Origin of the sequence: Microvirgula sp. AG722 (assembly GCF_003269145.1) — a bacterium.
GTDB classification, from domain to species: Bacteria; Pseudomonadota; Gammaproteobacteria; order Burkholderiales; family Aquaspirillaceae; genus Microvirgula; species Microvirgula aerodenitrificans.
In genome coordinates, this window is sequence record NZ_QLTJ01000012.1 from 86,590 (window position 1) to 99,909 (window position 13,320).

Here is a 13,320-nt window from a genome sequence, read left to right on the forward strand (position 1 = left end):
TCAGGCCAGTCCCAGGCGCACCAGATGCCGGTCGGCATCCAGACCGGGCACTTTGAGTTCGATCACGTCGAGCACTTTCACATCCTCCGGCAAATGCGCGATTTCCTCGTCCGGGTACACGCCCTTCAGCGCGGCCCATTCGCCGCCATCGGCGAGCAGGTGACGCGTGAGGCGCACGAACTCGGCCAGTTCGGAAAAGGCGCGAGAGGTGATGACGTCGAAGCGGCGCTCCGGCGCAAAAGCTTCGACACGCTCGCAGACCACGTCGGCATTTGCAAGTCCGAGTTCGATCACGGCCTGCTTGAGGAAGGTGGTTTTCTTGTGGTTCGCGTCCAGCAGCGTCAGTTGCCAGTCCGGCCGGCACACGGCGAACGGGATGCCGGGCATGCCGCCGCCCGAGCCCACGTCGAGGATGTGGCTGCCGCGAATGCTGCCCAGCGCGGCCAGGCTGTCGAGGACGTGATACGCGACCATGCGTTCGGTTTCGCGCACGGCGGTCAGGTTGTAGACCTTGTTCCACTTGTCGAGCAGCTCGACATAGTGGACCAGCAGGAGTTCCTGCGCGGCGGTAAGCGTGAGTCCCAGCGTGTCGGCGCCGAGGTGCAGTTCGTCTTTCAGGGACATTCTTTGGCTTTCGTGACTAGGCCGGCCCGTTTCAAATGAACGAGCAGCAGGGATATCGCCGCCGGGGTGATGCCGGAGATTCTCGACGCCTGGCCCAGGGTTTCCGGACGGTGCGTCGCCAGCTTCTGCTGGACCTCCTTCGACAGACCGGACACGGCGGCAAAATCGAGGTCGGCAGGCAGGCGGATGTGCTCCATGGTATCGCGCCGGGCGACTTCATCCTGCTGCCGATCAATATAACCCTGGTATTTCACCTGAATTTCCACCTGCTCGGCAACCACGGGATCGTCGACCGGGGTGCCGAACGCGCTCAGCGTCGACAGGCCGGCATAGTCGACGTCGGGCCGCTTCAGCAGGTCGGCCAGCGAATACTCGCGCTCGACCGGCTGTCCCAGCACGCGCTCCGCCTCATGCACGGCCACCAGTTTCGAGTTGATCCAGGTCGAGCGCAGCCGGCCCAGTTCGCGCTCGATCGCTTCGCGCTTGGTTTCGAACAGCGCCCATTGCGCGTCGCCGACCAGCCCCAGGCGGCGCCCCTGCTCGGTCAGACGCAGGTCGGCATTGTCCTCGCGCAACTGCAGCCGGTATTCGGCACGGCTGGTGAACATCCGGTACGGCTCGGTCACGCCGAGCGTGGTCAGGTCGTCAGCCAGCACGCCAAGGTAGGCCTGGTCGCGCCGCGGCGACCAGCCGTCGTCGCCGGTTGCATGGCGGGCGGCGTTCAGCCCGGCCAGCAGCCCCTGCGCCGCCGCTTCCTCGTAGCCGGTGGTGCCGTTCACCTGCCCGGCGAAGAACAGTCCGGCGATATTCTTGGATTCCAGCGTCAGCTTCAGTGCGCGCGGATCGAAGTAGTCGTACTCGATCGCATAGCCGGGACGCAGGATATGGGCATTCTCCAGCCCGCGCATGCTGCGGATCGCCGCCAGCTGGATATCGAACGGCAGCGAGGTCGACACGCCGTTCGGGTAGATCTCGTGGGTGTCGAGCCCTTCCGGTTCGAGGAACACCTGATGGCTGTCGCGGTCGGCAAAACGATTGATCTTGTCCTCGATCGACGGACAGTAGCGCGGTCCGACGCCCTCGATCTTGCCGGTGAACATCGGCGAACGGTCGAAACCGGCGCGGATGATGTCGTGGGTCCGGGTATTGGTGTGGGTGATCCAGCACGGCAGCTGGCGCGGATGCATGTCGCGCGAACCGCGGAAGCTGAACACCGGTGCCGGGTCGTCGCCGGGCTGGACTTCGAGCACGCTGAAGTCGATCGAGCGGCCGTCGAGACGCGGCGGCGTGCCGGTCTTCAGCCGGCCGACCGGCAGCGCATAGTCGCGCAGCCGCGCACCCAGCGTGCTGGATGCCGGATCACCGGCACGGCCACCGGTGTAGTTTTCCAGCCCGATATGGATCTTGCCGGACAGGAAGGTGCCGGCGGTCAGCACCAGCGACCGTCCCCGGAAGGTGATGCCGGCCTGGGTAATGGCGCCGGCCACGCGGTCGCCCTCGAGCAGCAGGTCGTCGACCGCCTGCTGGAACAGCCACAGATTCGGCTGGTTTTCCAGCATGTGGCGGATGGCAGCCTTGTAGCGCACCCGGTCGGCCTGGGCGCGGGTCGCCCGCACTGCCGGCCCTTTCGAGCCGTTCAGCGTACGGAACTGGATGCCGCCGATATCGGTGGCGAGCGCCATCGCGCCGCCGAGCGCATCGACTTCCTTGACCAGATGGCCTTTGCCGATGCCGCCGATGGACGGGTTGCACGACATCTGGCCGAGCGTTTCAATATTGTGGGTCAGCAGCAGTGTGGCGCGCCCCATGCGGGCGCTGGCAAGTGCCGCTTCGGTGCCGGCGTGGCCGCCACCGACGACGATGACGTCGAATTCGGTCGGGTAAATCATGACTGGCAGGTCGGCTGACGCCGCTTCCGCAGAAAAACGCGTGATTTTACGCCAATTCGCCGCTTCGCGTAACACACTGATTTACCGGCCATTCCCGCAAAAGCGGCAAAAACGCGTCCCGGCGGCATGCCGCACGCCCATGCCTGTCTTCAGGCTGCAATGCCGGCGTCAACGTCGCGTCATTTGCGCTGCCTAGCATGCACTCCGTCCTCTCGTGACCGGAGAAACACGCCATGCTCGACCTGAATACCGCCCCGTCGCCCCGGCGCACGCCGCGCCTTGTTGTCGGCGTTGCCGACACCGCCTCGGCCATCCGTGCCGCACAGAAACTGCGCTACGACGTCTTTGCCACCGAAATGGGCGCCACGCTGGCGTCGGCAGCGGAACAGACCGACCGCGACGACTATGACGCCATCTGCGATCACCTGATCGTGACCGAAACCGCAACCGGCCGCGTGGTCGGCACCTACCGCATGCTGCCGCCCGGCCGCGCCCATCAGGCGCCGATGCTGTATTCCGAGCATGAGTTCGACCTGAGCCGGCTGGCGCACATCCGGCCGCGGCTGGTCGAGGTCGGCCGCTCGTGCGTCCACCCCGATTTCCGCTCCGGTGCCGTGATTGCGCTGCTGTGGGCCGGGCTGGCCGATTACGTCAGCCGGGTCGGCGGCGACTACCTGGCCGGCTGTGCCAGTGTCAGTCTGGCCGATGGCGGCCACCAGGCCGTCAGCCTGTACCGCTATCTGGAGCAGCGCCATCTGGCACCGGCGGACTGGCGCGTGTTTCCGCATCTGCCGCTGCCGCTCGGCCATGTCGATGATGCCCTCGACGTCGCCATGCCACCGCTGATCAAGGGCTACCTGCGCGCCGGCAGCCTGGTGTGCGGCGAGCCGGCCTGGGACCCGGACTTCAATTGCGCCGATTTTTTCATGCTGATGCCGATGGACCGGGTCGACGCCCGCTACGCGCGACGCTTCATGGGCGAATGAGTCGCCCGTTCAGCCGAGCCACAGCCGGGTCAGGGCGATCACGGCAGCGGCCAGTCCGCCGACTACGGCGCCGTTGACGCGAATCCACTGCAGCTCCTCGCCGACCTTGTCCTCGATCTGCCGCACCAGCGCCCGGGTCGGCAGCCTGGATTCGGACAGCGACAGACGGACGGTATCGCCGATCAGTTGCGGACGCGATTCGATCACTTCGACAATCAGCCGCCGCACAATATCGTCGAAGCCGTTCCGGGTGTCGTCGTGGGTCAGGAAATGGGCAATCGCGCCGCCGATCATCGCATCCAGTCGCAAGCTGGCGGCCGAGGCCGGATCGTCCAGCGCGGCATCCAGCTCGTGCCGCAGCATGGCGAGCCAGCCGGTCAGCGCGCCACCGGGCTGCAGCGCCTTGTCCAGCAACTCGCGCAGACCGGCGGTCAGCATGGCGGCCGAAGGTGCTTCGCCGTCCGCCATCCGCGTCGCCCAGCGATGCAGCGCCGCATACAGGCCGAGCCGCAGCGGGTGGGCCGGATCGGCGCGCACCTCGGCCAGCACCAGTTGCAGCCGTTCCGCCATCTCGCCGACCAGGTGTTCGACCTTGCCGGCATCGTCATCGCCATCGAGGAACAGCCTGGCCAGCCGGACCTTGGTCGATTCCCACCAGCCCTCGTGCGCATACTCGGACAGTGCCGACAGCAGCGCATCGCGGAACCAGGCCTGCAGTTCGGCCTTGCCCAGCGCCGCGCCGAGCACGTCAGCCAGCCCGTCACCCAGCCGATGCTGGATGGCCGGATCGGCCAGTACCTGCGCCAGCCCCTGCCCCAGCGGCCGGCCCAGATCGGCCGTCGCCAGCCGGGACCGTGCGCCGGCAGCGATGGCCTCGACGAAGGTCGGGTGTTCCAGTGCCGCCGTCAGCGGCACGATAAAGCCGCGCAGCGCGCGGCGCACGCTGTCGCGGTTGCGCGGATCGCGCAGGTAAGTGGCAATCAGCCCGGAAAACGACACCCCGGCCAGCCGCTCGCGCACCACGGCCGGCGACAGCCAGTGCGTCTCCACCATCTCGACGATGCCGTCGGCCAGCCGCTCGCGCTTGCGCGCCAGCAGGTCGGTATGACGGGCCACCAGCGGGATCGGAATGCGGCGGAACAGGGCGGACACGGCGAACCAGTCAGCCAGGCCGCCGACCGTCGCCCCTTCAAAAGCGGTAACCAGCACCCGGCCGACATGCGGGGGCAGCAGGCCGGCACGGGTTGCGGCCTCGCCGGCCACCAGCCCGGCCACGGCCACGGCCAGGGAAACGGTGCCACGGTGGTGTCCAAGCCAGCTGGCGCGGCGCGGGGGGGTGTCGGTCGTCATCGGCATGGCTGAAGTGTAACGCGTCGCTGCACCGGCAAAACAGTATTGAATATATCCCTGCCGGGAGATAACCCATCCGGTTTCGCGTTCTCAGGCAGCGGTGCGCACTTCGACCGTCACGTGCACCAGCTCGGCATGTTCGGCGAGACGGGTGTGGATCAGCCCGGCGTCGACCGCCCCCGCCACGGTCAGCACACACGCGTACTGGGCGCGACCGACCCGCCAGACATGCAGATCGAGCAACCGGCCGGCGCCATCCGTCGCCGCGGCGACGGCATCGCGGACTTCGGCCACCACGCCGGCGTCCATCTCCGCATCGAGCAGTACCCGTCCGGATACCGACAGCAGGCTGATGGCCCAGCGCGCCACCAGCACGCTGCCGGCAATGCCGATGACCGGGTCCAGCCACACTGCACCGGCGTACTTGCCGGCCAGCAGCGCGACGATGGCGGCGACCGAGGTCGCCGCATCGGCCAGTACATGCAGATAGGCCGAGCGCAGGTTCAGGTCCTGATGCAGGTGTTCATGACCATGCGGATGGTCATGATCATGGCCATGGCCGTGGTCATGCCCGTGGTGACCGTGTCCGTCGCCGCGCATCAGCAGCCAGGCACTGAACAGGTTGACGGCCAGGCCGAGCACGGCGACTTCGGCCGCCTGGTCGAAAGCGATCGGCAGCGGATTGAACATCCGCCCGACCGACTCGATCACCATGCCCAGCGCCACCATCAGCAGCAGCAGCGCACTGGCAAAGCTGCCGAGAATTTCGATTTTCCAGGTCCCGTAGGCAAAGCGCAGGTCGCCGGCATAGCGCCGCGCCGCCCAGTACGCCAGCAGGGCCATGCCCATGGCCACCGCATGTGAGCTCATGTGCCAGCCATCAGCCAGCAGCGACATCGAGTTGAACAGCTGCCCGGCAATGATTTCGACCACCATGGTGATCAGGGTCAGCACCAGCACGCGACGCGTACCGACTTCACCGGCCGGATTGCCACTGTCGAAGCGGCGCTGGCACAGGCACGGGGCAAGGTAACTCATGATGGCGGACTCGATGCGGGACAGGCGCCGGCCGGCTGGCCGGGCACGGATAAAATACTACTCCCCAGTATCCTGAAACACCAGTTCCCGGCAGAAATTCCCGACGGACTTGCCGCTGGCGGCGAGCGCATCGACAATTCCGGCATGCCCCATACCCATCGTGACAAGAACAAGCTGATCAATCGCGTGCGTCGCCTGCGCGGCCAGCTCGACGCCGTCGAGCGCGTGCTCGAAAACGAGGAGCACTCGTGCACCGAGATCCTGCAGCAGATCGCCGCCATCCGCGGCGCGGTCAATGGCCTGATGTTCGAGGTGCTCGAAGGCCATGTCCGCAGCCATGTCGCCGTCCCGGAGCCGGATGACGAACAGGCCGCCGACATCGACCAGCTGGTCGCCGTGCTGCGTTCCTATCTGAAATGAGCGCGTATACCTTCACCCCGGTCGGCATCCTGCATTCGCCGTTCGTCGACAAGTTCGGCGTGCCGCGCCAGCCCCGGCTGGCGCCGCATGCCCGCGCCGAGCTGGTGTTCGTGCCGCCGTACGACCATCCGGACTGCGTGCGCGGGCTGGCGCAGTTCTCCCATGTCTGGCTGAGTTTCGTCTTTCACGCCCATGTCGATCGCGGCTGGCGGCCGCTGATCCGGCCGCCGCGGCTGGGCGGCAATGACAAGCTCGGCGTGTTTGCCAGCCGCTCGACCTTCCGGCCGAACCCGCTCGGCCTGTCGCTGGTCGAACTGCTGGCGGTCGAGCCCGGCCGGCTGTTGCTGGCCGGCGCCGATCTGGTCGACGGCACGCCGATACTGGACGTGAAGCCGTACATCCCGTTTTCCGACAGCGCGGCCGATGCCCGCGGCGGCCTGGCGGGGGCGCCGCCGGTACCGCTGCCGGTTCGCTGGCGCGCCGAAGCCCGCGAGCAGTGTGCCCGCCACGCGGCGAGCTGCCCCGACCTGGCGGCCCTGATTGACGAAGTGCTGGCGCAGGACCCGCGGCCGGCCTTCCATGACGACCCGCAGCGGCTCTACGGCGTGCGGCTGTACGCGCTGGATGTCCGCTTCCGCGTCGATGCCGACGATGGCGGCGTCGAGGTCATTGAAATACGCGACGTCGCCCCATACTGATATTCGTCAATTTTTTTAAGCACTGACTAAGCACCACGCTGCAACATCTGCCCACATCAATACGGTCGTGGGCGATTTTCCGCCCCCGCCCGGACAACCGGAAACCGGCAGCGTCGGACCTGCCACCAGAGGAGTCCCACATGTCCCCGAAATCCCGCCAGCTGGTACTTTCACTCGCTTGCGCCGCATTGCTGGCCGCGCCATTCGCCGAGGCAGCCCGTATCGGCAAGGGCCGGTCGTCGGGCATGCAGCGCAGCGCCAAGCCCGCACCGACCTATCAACAGGCCGCCCCGACGCCGAACTACCCGGCCCAGGCCGCCCCGCAGCCGCGCAGCGGCCCGGGTGTCGGCACCGCCATCGCCGCCGGTGCCGCCGGTGCGGCAGCCGGCTACATGCTCGGCAATGCCATGAGCGACAAGGGCACCGCCCAGGCCAATACCGCCGCCGAGAAGCAGGCTGCCGGCGAGCCGGCCGCCCCGCAACAAAGCAGCGGCATGGGCATCGGTACCATCCTGCTGCTCGCCGTTGGCGGCTTCTTCCTGTTCCGCATGCTGCGTCGCCGCCGTGAACAGGCTGCAATGAATGCGCCGCTGCAGACGGCACCGCAGGCGCGTCCGATGGACCCGAACGCCTTCCGCGTGAACCCGACCGGCAGCGTGCCGGTCCCGCCGATCGGTGGCGGTTACGCACCGCAGGCCGCGCCGTCGCTGGCCCGTCTGCCGGACGGCACTGAAACGCCGCATTTCCTGCGCCAGGCCAAGGCGACCTTCATGCACCTGCAAAGCATGAACAACCCGGACAACGTCGAGGAAGTGCGCAAGTACATGACGCCGGAACTGTTCGAGCAGCTGAAGGCCGACATCACCGAAAATGGCGAAACCGCCGATTTCCCGCAGCTCGACTGCCAGCTGATCGACGCCGAGTCGAACAGCAGCGGCCTGGTCGCCAGCGTGCGCTTCAGCGGCACCGTCAGCGAATCGGTCAATGCCCCGGCCGTGCCGTTCAGCGAAACCTGGCACTACATCAAGTCGCCGGCCACCAACGACAAGTGGGTCGTCGCCGGCATCCAGCAGTAATCCTGCCGGGTCACCATGAAAAACGCCGCTTCCATCCGGAAGCGGCGTTTTTGTCATCCCTCTCACCGCAAAGAGCGGACGGGGACGGAAGGTTCAGGTTCAGCCGGGTTGTTGCGCGTCCGGCAGCATCTGGTTGGTCTGCGAGTCGATCAGCTGGAAGAAGGTGTGAACCTTCAGCACGCCGGCGGTCTCGCTGGCGATTTTGGTCGCTGCCGAGGCTTCGTCCGGCGTCACCAGCCCGAGCAGATAGGCTTCGCCGCGCTCGCTGACCACCTTGACGTGGTTCGGCGAGAACAGGTTGGCGGTGACCATGCGTGCCTTGATCTTCGAGGTCAGCGAGCTGTCGTTCAGCCGGTTGCCGAGGCTGGACACCGGCGACACCACGGTCTGGTCATACACGCGGCGCACGTTCGGCTGACCGCGGGCGAGCAGTTCGATGCCGCGCTTGGCGGCCTCGTCCGGCACTTCGCCGGTCAGCAGCACCACGCGGTTGTAGCTGGTCACGTTGACGTGGGCAGCCGGGTAGCTGTCGGACACCTGCTTGCCGATCTTCACCTCGGCGCTCTGGTCATCCACATAGACCCCGGTCGTGCGGCGATCTGCGCCGACCAGCAGTGCACCGCCGGCACCGGCGGCCACCACCGGAATGCAGGCGGACAGCGTCGTGGCGGCAGTCGCGGCCAGCAACAGGATGGCGAGCGTCTTTCGGGTCATTCAGTCTCCTCCCAACAGCATGTAGTCCACGGCGTCACACAGCGCATGGATGATGGTGATATGGACTTCCTGAATGCGCGCGGTCCGGTTGACCGGCACATTGATCAGGATGTCGTCGGCGGTCATCAGATCGGCGATCTGTCCGCCATCGCGTCCGGTCAGCGCGATGATGTCCATCTGCCGCTCGTGGGCAGCATGGATGGCTTCGATGACGTTCAGCGAGTTGCCCGAGGTCGAGATCGCCAGCAGCAGGTCGCCGTCGTGACCGAGCGCGCGCACCTGCTTGGAGAAGACGCGCTCGAAGTCGTAGTCGTTGCCGATGGCGGTCAGCGCCGACGAGTCGGTCGCCAGCGACAGCGCGGCCAGCCCCGGGCGCTCCTTCTCGAAGCGGCCGACCATCTCGGCGGCGAAATGCTGGGCATCCGCTGCCGAGCCGCCATTGCCGCAGGCGAGAATCTTGCCCTCGTTCATCAGACAGCCAACCATGCGTTCGGCCGCCTGCGCCATCACGCCCGGCAGGACGTCCATGGCAGCCTGCTTGGCGGCGATGCTTTCAATGAAATGCTCGTTGATGCGTTCTATCAGTTCCATCGCGGGCTCCTCTGCGGAGTCATAAATCGATCTGTTTCAACCATGCCGGATCGGCATCGCCGTCGAAACAGACCGCATCAAATCGGCAAGCCGGGACGGGGCCCGGCCACGTAAGCAGAAACGCCTCGGCGGCCCGCCGGAGTCGTTCTCGTTTGGATCGGGAAAGACTGGCGGCTGCACCGCCAAAACTCAAGCTTTTCCGTGCTCTCACTTCCACAAACACCAGGGTGTCGCCCTCGGTCATGACCAGATCGAGCTCGCCACCGCCGCCACGCCAGTTGCGCGCGACCGGCTTGAGGCCGGCGGCACGCAGCAGGACCAGTGCACGGTCCTCGGCGAGCCGGCCGGCATCATTCACTTATTGCCCTTCCAGCACCTGGACCGGCAGCGTGCGGGCGAACTGGCGGTCACGGCCGAGCTTCAGATCGCCGGTCACGCCATCGAGCCGCCAGCCGGGCGGCGGCGGCGTCACCGTCATGTCGCGGGCAACGCGATAGGCATCGATGCCGAGCGCGTACAGCCGCTCGGTGGCGCGGGTCAGCGCCTCGGCCGGGCGCGGATAGCGCTGGACGGCCGGGTGTCTGGCCATGACCAGCCACGGCATGTCGACCACCTTGACCCCGGTCAGCGCCGCCGGCACATGGGCCACCGCCAGTTGCGACACCGCATAGCGCGGCAGCGCCGAGACGGCAGCCGGCACGGCGGCCGGATCGATCAGCGCCAGGAACACGCTGTCGGCGCCGGCCAGGTGCCCGGCCAGGGCCGGGTCGTGCGCCGCCAGCGAGCGCGGCGGCGTCTGGGCGGCGCTGGTCCACTCGGAAGCGAACGCGGCCGCCAGACGACGGTCCAGCACGCCGCTCCCGGTGATGACCGCCGGACGCTGCATGCCGTCCTGGCGCATCAGCCGGGCGATCTGGCGCGCTTCGAGTTCGGCCGACACCGACAGACCGAACAGCTTCGGATTGGCGGTGGTGCCATCCAGCGTGTTCAGCGCCAGCGTCGGCACGGTGACCCGGGGCGCAAGCTGGGCAATGGCCGGACGCGTCAGCGGACCGATCACCACCCGGGCGCCATTGGCCACCGCCTCGCGATAACGCTGGGCAACATTGTCGACCGTGGTGTCGTACATGCGTACCGCCGGGCCCTGATCGGCGCCCTGCGCCGCCACAATGCCGGCGCGCACCACGTCGGCGGCGTCACCGAGCGCCTCGCTTTTCAGCGGCAGCAGCACCGCGATCGGCGCCCGCTCGGGCACGGCCGGCTGCGGTGCGGCGACGGCAGCCGGTGCGGCCGGCGGAACCGGCACGGCAGCCTGTCCGGGAGGGGGCGAGAACAGCGGCTTCAACGGCGCAGCGTTCTGCCGGATGATATAGTCCGCGGCCTGGGTGGGCGTTGCCGCCTGCGCACCCGTAAGCCAGATGGCGGCCAGAACGGCCAGAAGTGGAGCCAGTCGTTGCATTCTCCGTACTTTCAATTGCTTGACGATGCCAAAGCATCGTTCCGACGCGGCACATTATATGTGGCCGCCACACCGCTGGGAAACCTCGCCGACATTACCTTGCGTGCGCTGGCGGCATTTGATGCCGCCGACATCGTGCTGGCCGAGGATACCCGCGTCACCGGCCAGCTGCTGACACGCTATGGAATCCGCACCCAGCTGGTCAGCGTGCGCGAGCACAACGAGCGCGGCATGGCCGACAAGGTGGTCGGCTGGCTTGCCGAGGGCAAGCTGATCGTCCAGGTCTCCGACGCCGGCACGCCGGCCGTGTCCGATCCCGGCGCCCGCCTGGCGCGCACCGTGCGCGATGCCGGCTATGCCGTGTCGCCGCTGCCCGGCCCGTCGGCCGTCGTCGCCGCGCTGTCGGCATCCGGCACCCAGTGCGACCGCTGGCGCTTTCTCGGTTTCCTGTCGCCGAAGCGCAAGGCGCGCTGCGATGCCATCGCCGCCATCGCCGACTGCCGCGACGCCGTGGTCATCTACGAGGCCCCGCACCGGCTGATCGAGTGCGTGACCGATCTGGTCGACGTGCTTGGCGCCGGGCGGGTCATCGTGCTGGCGCGCGAACTGACCAAGACCTTCGAGACCATCCAGCGCCTGCCGGCCGCCGAACTCGCCGCCTTTATCGCCGCCGACCCGAACCAGTGCCGGGGCGAAATCGCGCTGATCATCGAGCCGGCCGCCGCCAGCGAAGACGAAGAAGACGACACCGAGTCGCGCCGACTGCTTGAAATCCTGCTCGACGAGAAACTGCCGGTGAAGCAGGCAAGCCAGATCGTGTCGCGCATGACCGGCGCCAACCGCAAGGCGCTGTATGAACTGGCCCTGTCGATCCGGGCGCAGGACGACGACCAGGACTGAGCGCGCCCGATTTACAAGCGCCGGCCCCGCAGGTAACATGCGCCACCTGTTGCACCTGCCCAGGTGGCGAAATCGGTAGACGCAGGGGACTCAAAATCCCCCGCCGCAAGGTGTGTCGGTTCGAGTCCGACCCTGGGCACCATCACCCAATACAAGGTGATCCGATTTAGTCCAAAAACCCGCACAGCACAAAGCTTTGCGGGTTTTTTGTTTCCAGAGATGTCCACGCAAATCCATAGGAATCCGGGGGTACCTGGGGGTAGAATTGGGGGTATACCCGGTTCGATTAGGGAGTTACCCCCAAATGCCCCTGACAGCCTTAGCCATCAAGAATGCCAAGCCTACTGACAAGCCAAGAAAGCTTGCCGACGAAAAAGGCCTGTTCCTGCTGATCAATCCGAACGGCTCCAAGTACTGGCGCCTGAAATACCGCATCGACGGCAAAGAAAAATTGCTGGCGATCGGCGTCTACTGCGGCCCCACCCAGTACGACGAAAACGGCAAAGCCAAGACTGAGAAGATTCAGGTCTCGCTCACCGAAGCGCGCGACCTGGCGTACGAAGCCAGGAAACAGATCAAAGACGGCATCGACCCTAACCAGGCGAAACAGCAGGTAAAGCAACAAGCGATCTTCGACGCCGAAAATTGTTTTGAAGCTGTGGCACGTGAATGGCACACCCGATCCGCTGCTCGCTGGTCCGCCGACCATGCGACCAGAATCCTGCGGCGCATTGAAGTCGAACTGTTCCCCACCCTCGGTAAGCGATCAGTCAATGAACTGAAAACCCGCGACCTACTGATGGCGCTGCGCCCGATCGAGGAACGCGGCCACCTGGACGTCGCCAGCCGCCTACGCCAGTACATCACCGGCATCATGCGCTACGCCGTGCAGATCGGCCGCATTGAGTCCAACCCGGCCGCCGACCTGCAAGGCGCCCTGACCGTGGCCAAAGCCAAACACCGCCCCGCCCTGCCGCTGGAACGCTTGCCCGAACTGATCAGCCACATCAACCAGTTCAACGGCCGAAAACTCACCCAGGCGGCACTCCGCTTCACCCTGCTAACCTTCGTCCGCTCCAGCGAGCTGCGCTTCATGCGCTGGAACGAAATCGACTGGAAACGCGCCACCTGGACCATTCCTGCCGAGCGCAAAGCCATCGACGGTATCAAGCACTCACAACGTGGCGCCAAAATGCGCACGCCGCATGTCGTCCCGCTACCGCGGCAGGCCATGGCCGTGCTGGAGGAAATCAAACTGATGACCGGGCATGGTGAGTTCGTCTTCGCCGGCGACCACAACCCCAACAAGCCGATGTCGGAAAACACCATCAACAAGGCGCTACGCCTGATGGGCTACGACACCGAACAGGACATCTGTGGCCACGGCTTCCGGGCGATGGCCTGCTGGACTGTCCCGGGGTCAGTAGACAAATACCTGCCTCACGCCGAGGCCCGTTCGAAGGCCTCGGGACTGATGCCACCCAGGTGACTATGGCGGCGGGTGCGGTTGTAAAAAGCTTCAATGTAGTCGAACACGTCTGAGCGGGCCAGATCGCGGGTTTTGTAGATCCGTTT

Annotated in this window: 15 protein-coding genes and 1 tRNA gene; 7 read left to right on the plus strand and 9 right to left on the minus strand. The window is 66.3% G+C overall.

Annotated features, from left to right (window positions below):
- Together rsmG and mnmG are read right to left on the minus strand one after the other, a co-directional pair.
- On the minus strand, positions 1 to 624 hold the full coding sequence (gene rsmG, locus DFO50_RS14380) for a 16S rRNA (guanine(527)-N(7))-methyltransferase RsmG (protein WP_028499249.1): 624 nt from the start codon (positions 622 to 624) through the stop codon (positions 1 to 3).
- Positions 615 to 2,513, minus strand: coding sequence for a tRNA uridine-5-carboxymethylaminomethyl(34) synthesis enzyme MnmG (mnmG, locus tag DFO50_RS14385; protein WP_028499248.1), 1,899 nt, complete (start codon positions 2,511 to 2,513; stop codon positions 615 to 617). The genes rsmG and mnmG overlap by 10 nt, the downstream gene beginning before the upstream one ends.
- Positions 2,514 to 2,746: 233 nt before the next feature.
- Between mnmG and DFO50_RS14390 the strand changes: the two genes are divergently transcribed.
- On the plus strand, positions 2,747 to 3,499 hold the full coding sequence (locus DFO50_RS14390) for a GNAT family N-acetyltransferase (protein WP_107889114.1): 753 nt from the start codon (positions 2,747 to 2,749) through the stop codon (positions 3,497 to 3,499).
- A 9-nt stretch (positions 3,500 to 3,508) separates the two neighbouring features.
- On the opposite strand, the gene DFO50_RS14395 is transcribed toward DFO50_RS14390, so the two are convergent.
- Positions 3,509 to 4,849 (minus strand): DUF445 domain-containing protein, encoded by a 1,341-nt coding sequence (locus DFO50_RS14395; protein WP_158537470.1) that lies wholly within the window; start codon positions 4,847 to 4,849, stop codon positions 3,509 to 3,511.
- A 90-nt stretch (positions 4,850 to 4,939) separates the two neighbouring features.
- Positions 4,940 to 5,887 (minus strand): CDF family Co(II)/Ni(II) efflux transporter DmeF, encoded by a 948-nt coding sequence (gene dmeF / locus DFO50_RS14400; protein ID WP_112692774.1) that lies wholly within the window; start codon positions 5,885 to 5,887, stop codon positions 4,940 to 4,942.
- Between the two features lie 144 nt (positions 5,888 to 6,031).
- Between dmeF and DFO50_RS14405 the strand changes: the two genes are divergently transcribed.
- From DFO50_RS14405 to DFO50_RS14415, 3 genes are all read left to right on the plus strand, one after another.
- The gene (locus DFO50_RS14405) at positions 6,032 to 6,307 is read left to right on the plus strand and encodes a metal/formaldehyde-sensitive transcriptional repressor (RefSeq protein WP_028499244.1); all 276 of its coding nucleotides are present in this window, start codon (positions 6,032 to 6,034) and stop codon (positions 6,305 to 6,307) included.
- The gene (gene tsaA / locus DFO50_RS14410; RefSeq protein ID WP_028499243.1) at positions 6,304 to 7,005 is read left to right on the plus strand and encodes a tRNA (N6-threonylcarbamoyladenosine(37)-N6)-methyltransferase TrmO; all 702 of its coding nucleotides are present in this window, start codon (positions 6,304 to 6,306) and stop codon (positions 7,003 to 7,005) included. The genes DFO50_RS14405 and tsaA overlap by 4 nt, the downstream gene beginning before the upstream one ends.
- A gap of 140 nt (positions 7,006 to 7,145) precedes the next feature.
- Positions 7,146 to 8,081, plus strand: coding sequence for a Tim44 domain-containing protein (locus DFO50_RS14415; protein WP_028499242.1), 936 nt, complete (start codon positions 7,146 to 7,148; stop codon positions 8,079 to 8,081).
- A 99-nt stretch (positions 8,082 to 8,180) separates the two neighbouring features.
- Here DFO50_RS14415 and DFO50_RS14420 read toward each other — a convergent pair whose 3' ends face one another.
- Genes DFO50_RS14420 through DFO50_RS19645 form a run of 4 tightly spaced genes read right to left on the minus strand, consistent with a single transcriptional unit; the run spans position 8,181 to position 10,845 of the window.
- Positions 8,181 to 8,795, minus strand: coding sequence for a BON domain-containing protein (locus DFO50_RS14420; protein WP_036385957.1), 615 nt, complete (start codon positions 8,793 to 8,795; stop codon positions 8,181 to 8,183).
- Positions 8,796 to 9,386: a phosphoheptose isomerase gene (locus DFO50_RS14425; protein ID WP_028499241.1), complete on the minus strand. Its 591-nt coding sequence runs from the start codon at positions 9,384 to 9,386 to the stop codon at positions 8,796 to 8,798. It lies immediately after the preceding gene.
- Positions 9,387 to 9,405: 19 nt separating this feature from the next.
- Positions 9,406 to 9,744, minus strand: coding sequence for a YraN family protein (locus DFO50_RS14430; RefSeq protein ID WP_028499240.1), 339 nt, complete (start codon positions 9,742 to 9,744; stop codon positions 9,406 to 9,408).
- Positions 9,745 to 10,845, minus strand: a complete 1,101-nt coding sequence (locus DFO50_RS19645) for a penicillin-binding protein activator (protein ID WP_028499239.1) — start codon at positions 10,843 to 10,845, stop codon at positions 9,745 to 9,747.
- Between the two features lie 15 nt (positions 10,846 to 10,860).
- On the opposite strand from DFO50_RS19645, the gene rsmI reads away from it, so the two are divergent.
- The 3 genes from rsmI to DFO50_RS14450 all read left to right on the plus strand — a co-directional run bounded on the left by rsmI (position 10,861) and on the right by DFO50_RS14450 (position 13,234).
- Positions 10,861 to 11,745 (plus strand): 16S rRNA (cytidine(1402)-2'-O)-methyltransferase, encoded by an 885-nt coding sequence (rsmI, locus tag DFO50_RS19650; RefSeq protein ID WP_233495274.1) that lies wholly within the window; start codon positions 10,861 to 10,863, stop codon positions 11,743 to 11,745.
- A gap of 57 nt (positions 11,746 to 11,802) precedes the next feature.
- Positions 11,803 to 11,887 (plus strand) — tRNA-Leu (locus tag DFO50_RS14445).
- 162 nt (positions 11,888 to 12,049) lie between these two features.
- Positions 12,050 to 13,234, plus strand: a complete 1,185-nt coding sequence (locus tag DFO50_RS14450; protein WP_112692776.1) for an integrase arm-type DNA-binding domain-containing protein — start codon at positions 12,050 to 12,052, stop codon at positions 13,232 to 13,234.
- Here the strand turns inward: DFO50_RS14450 and DFO50_RS14455 are convergent.
- The coding region (locus DFO50_RS14455; RefSeq protein ID WP_146745109.1) for an IS3 family transposase at positions 13,186 to 13,320 on the minus strand (135 nt) is incomplete at its 5' end. The genes DFO50_RS14450 and DFO50_RS14455 overlap by 49 nt on opposite strands.

What these genes read in the sequence shown, in the direction of transcription:
- DFO50_RS14415 (WP_028499242.1), top strand. Translation starts at nt 7,146, where the DNA reads ATGTCCCCGAAATCCCGCCAGCTGGTACTTTCACTCGCTTGCGCCGCA.
- tsaA (WP_028499243.1), top strand. Translation starts at nt 6,304, where the DNA reads ATGAGCGCGTATACCTTCACCCCGGTCGGCATCCTGCATTCGCCGTTC.
- DFO50_RS14420 (WP_036385957.1), bottom strand. Translation starts at nt 8,795, where the DNA reads ATGACCCGAAAGACGCTCGCCATCCTGTTGCTGGCCGCGACTGCCGCC.
- DFO50_RS14390 (WP_107889114.1), top strand. Translation starts at nt 2,747, where the DNA reads ATGCTCGACCTGAATACCGCCCCGTCGCCCCGGCGCACGCCGCGCCTT.
- DFO50_RS14395 (WP_158537470.1), bottom strand. Translation starts at nt 4,849, where the DNA reads ATGACGACCGACACCCCCCCGCGCCGCGCCAGCTGGCTTGGACACCAC.
- dmeF (WP_112692774.1), bottom strand. Translation starts at nt 5,887, where the DNA reads ATGAGTTACCTTGCCCCGTGCCTGTGCCAGCGCCGCTTCGACAGTGGC.
- DFO50_RS14450 (WP_112692776.1), top strand. Translation starts at nt 12,050, where the DNA reads ATGCCCCTGACAGCCTTAGCCATCAAGAATGCCAAGCCTACTGACAAG.
- mnmG (WP_028499248.1), bottom strand. Translation starts at nt 2,513, where the DNA reads ATGATTTACCCGACCGAATTCGACGTCATCGTCGTCGGTGGCGGCCAC.
- rsmG (WP_028499249.1), bottom strand. Translation starts at nt 624, where the DNA reads ATGTCCCTGAAAGACGAACTGCACCTCGGCGCCGACACGCTGGGACTC.
- DFO50_RS14425 (WP_028499241.1), bottom strand. Translation starts at nt 9,386, where the DNA reads ATGGAACTGATAGAACGCATCAACGAGCATTTCATTGAAAGCATCGCC.
- DFO50_RS19645 (WP_028499239.1), bottom strand. Translation starts at nt 10,845, where the DNA reads ATGCAACGACTGGCTCCACTTCTGGCCGTTCTGGCCGCCATCTGGCTT.
- DFO50_RS14405 (WP_028499244.1), top strand. Translation starts at nt 6,032, where the DNA reads ATGCCCCATACCCATCGTGACAAGAACAAGCTGATCAATCGCGTGCGT.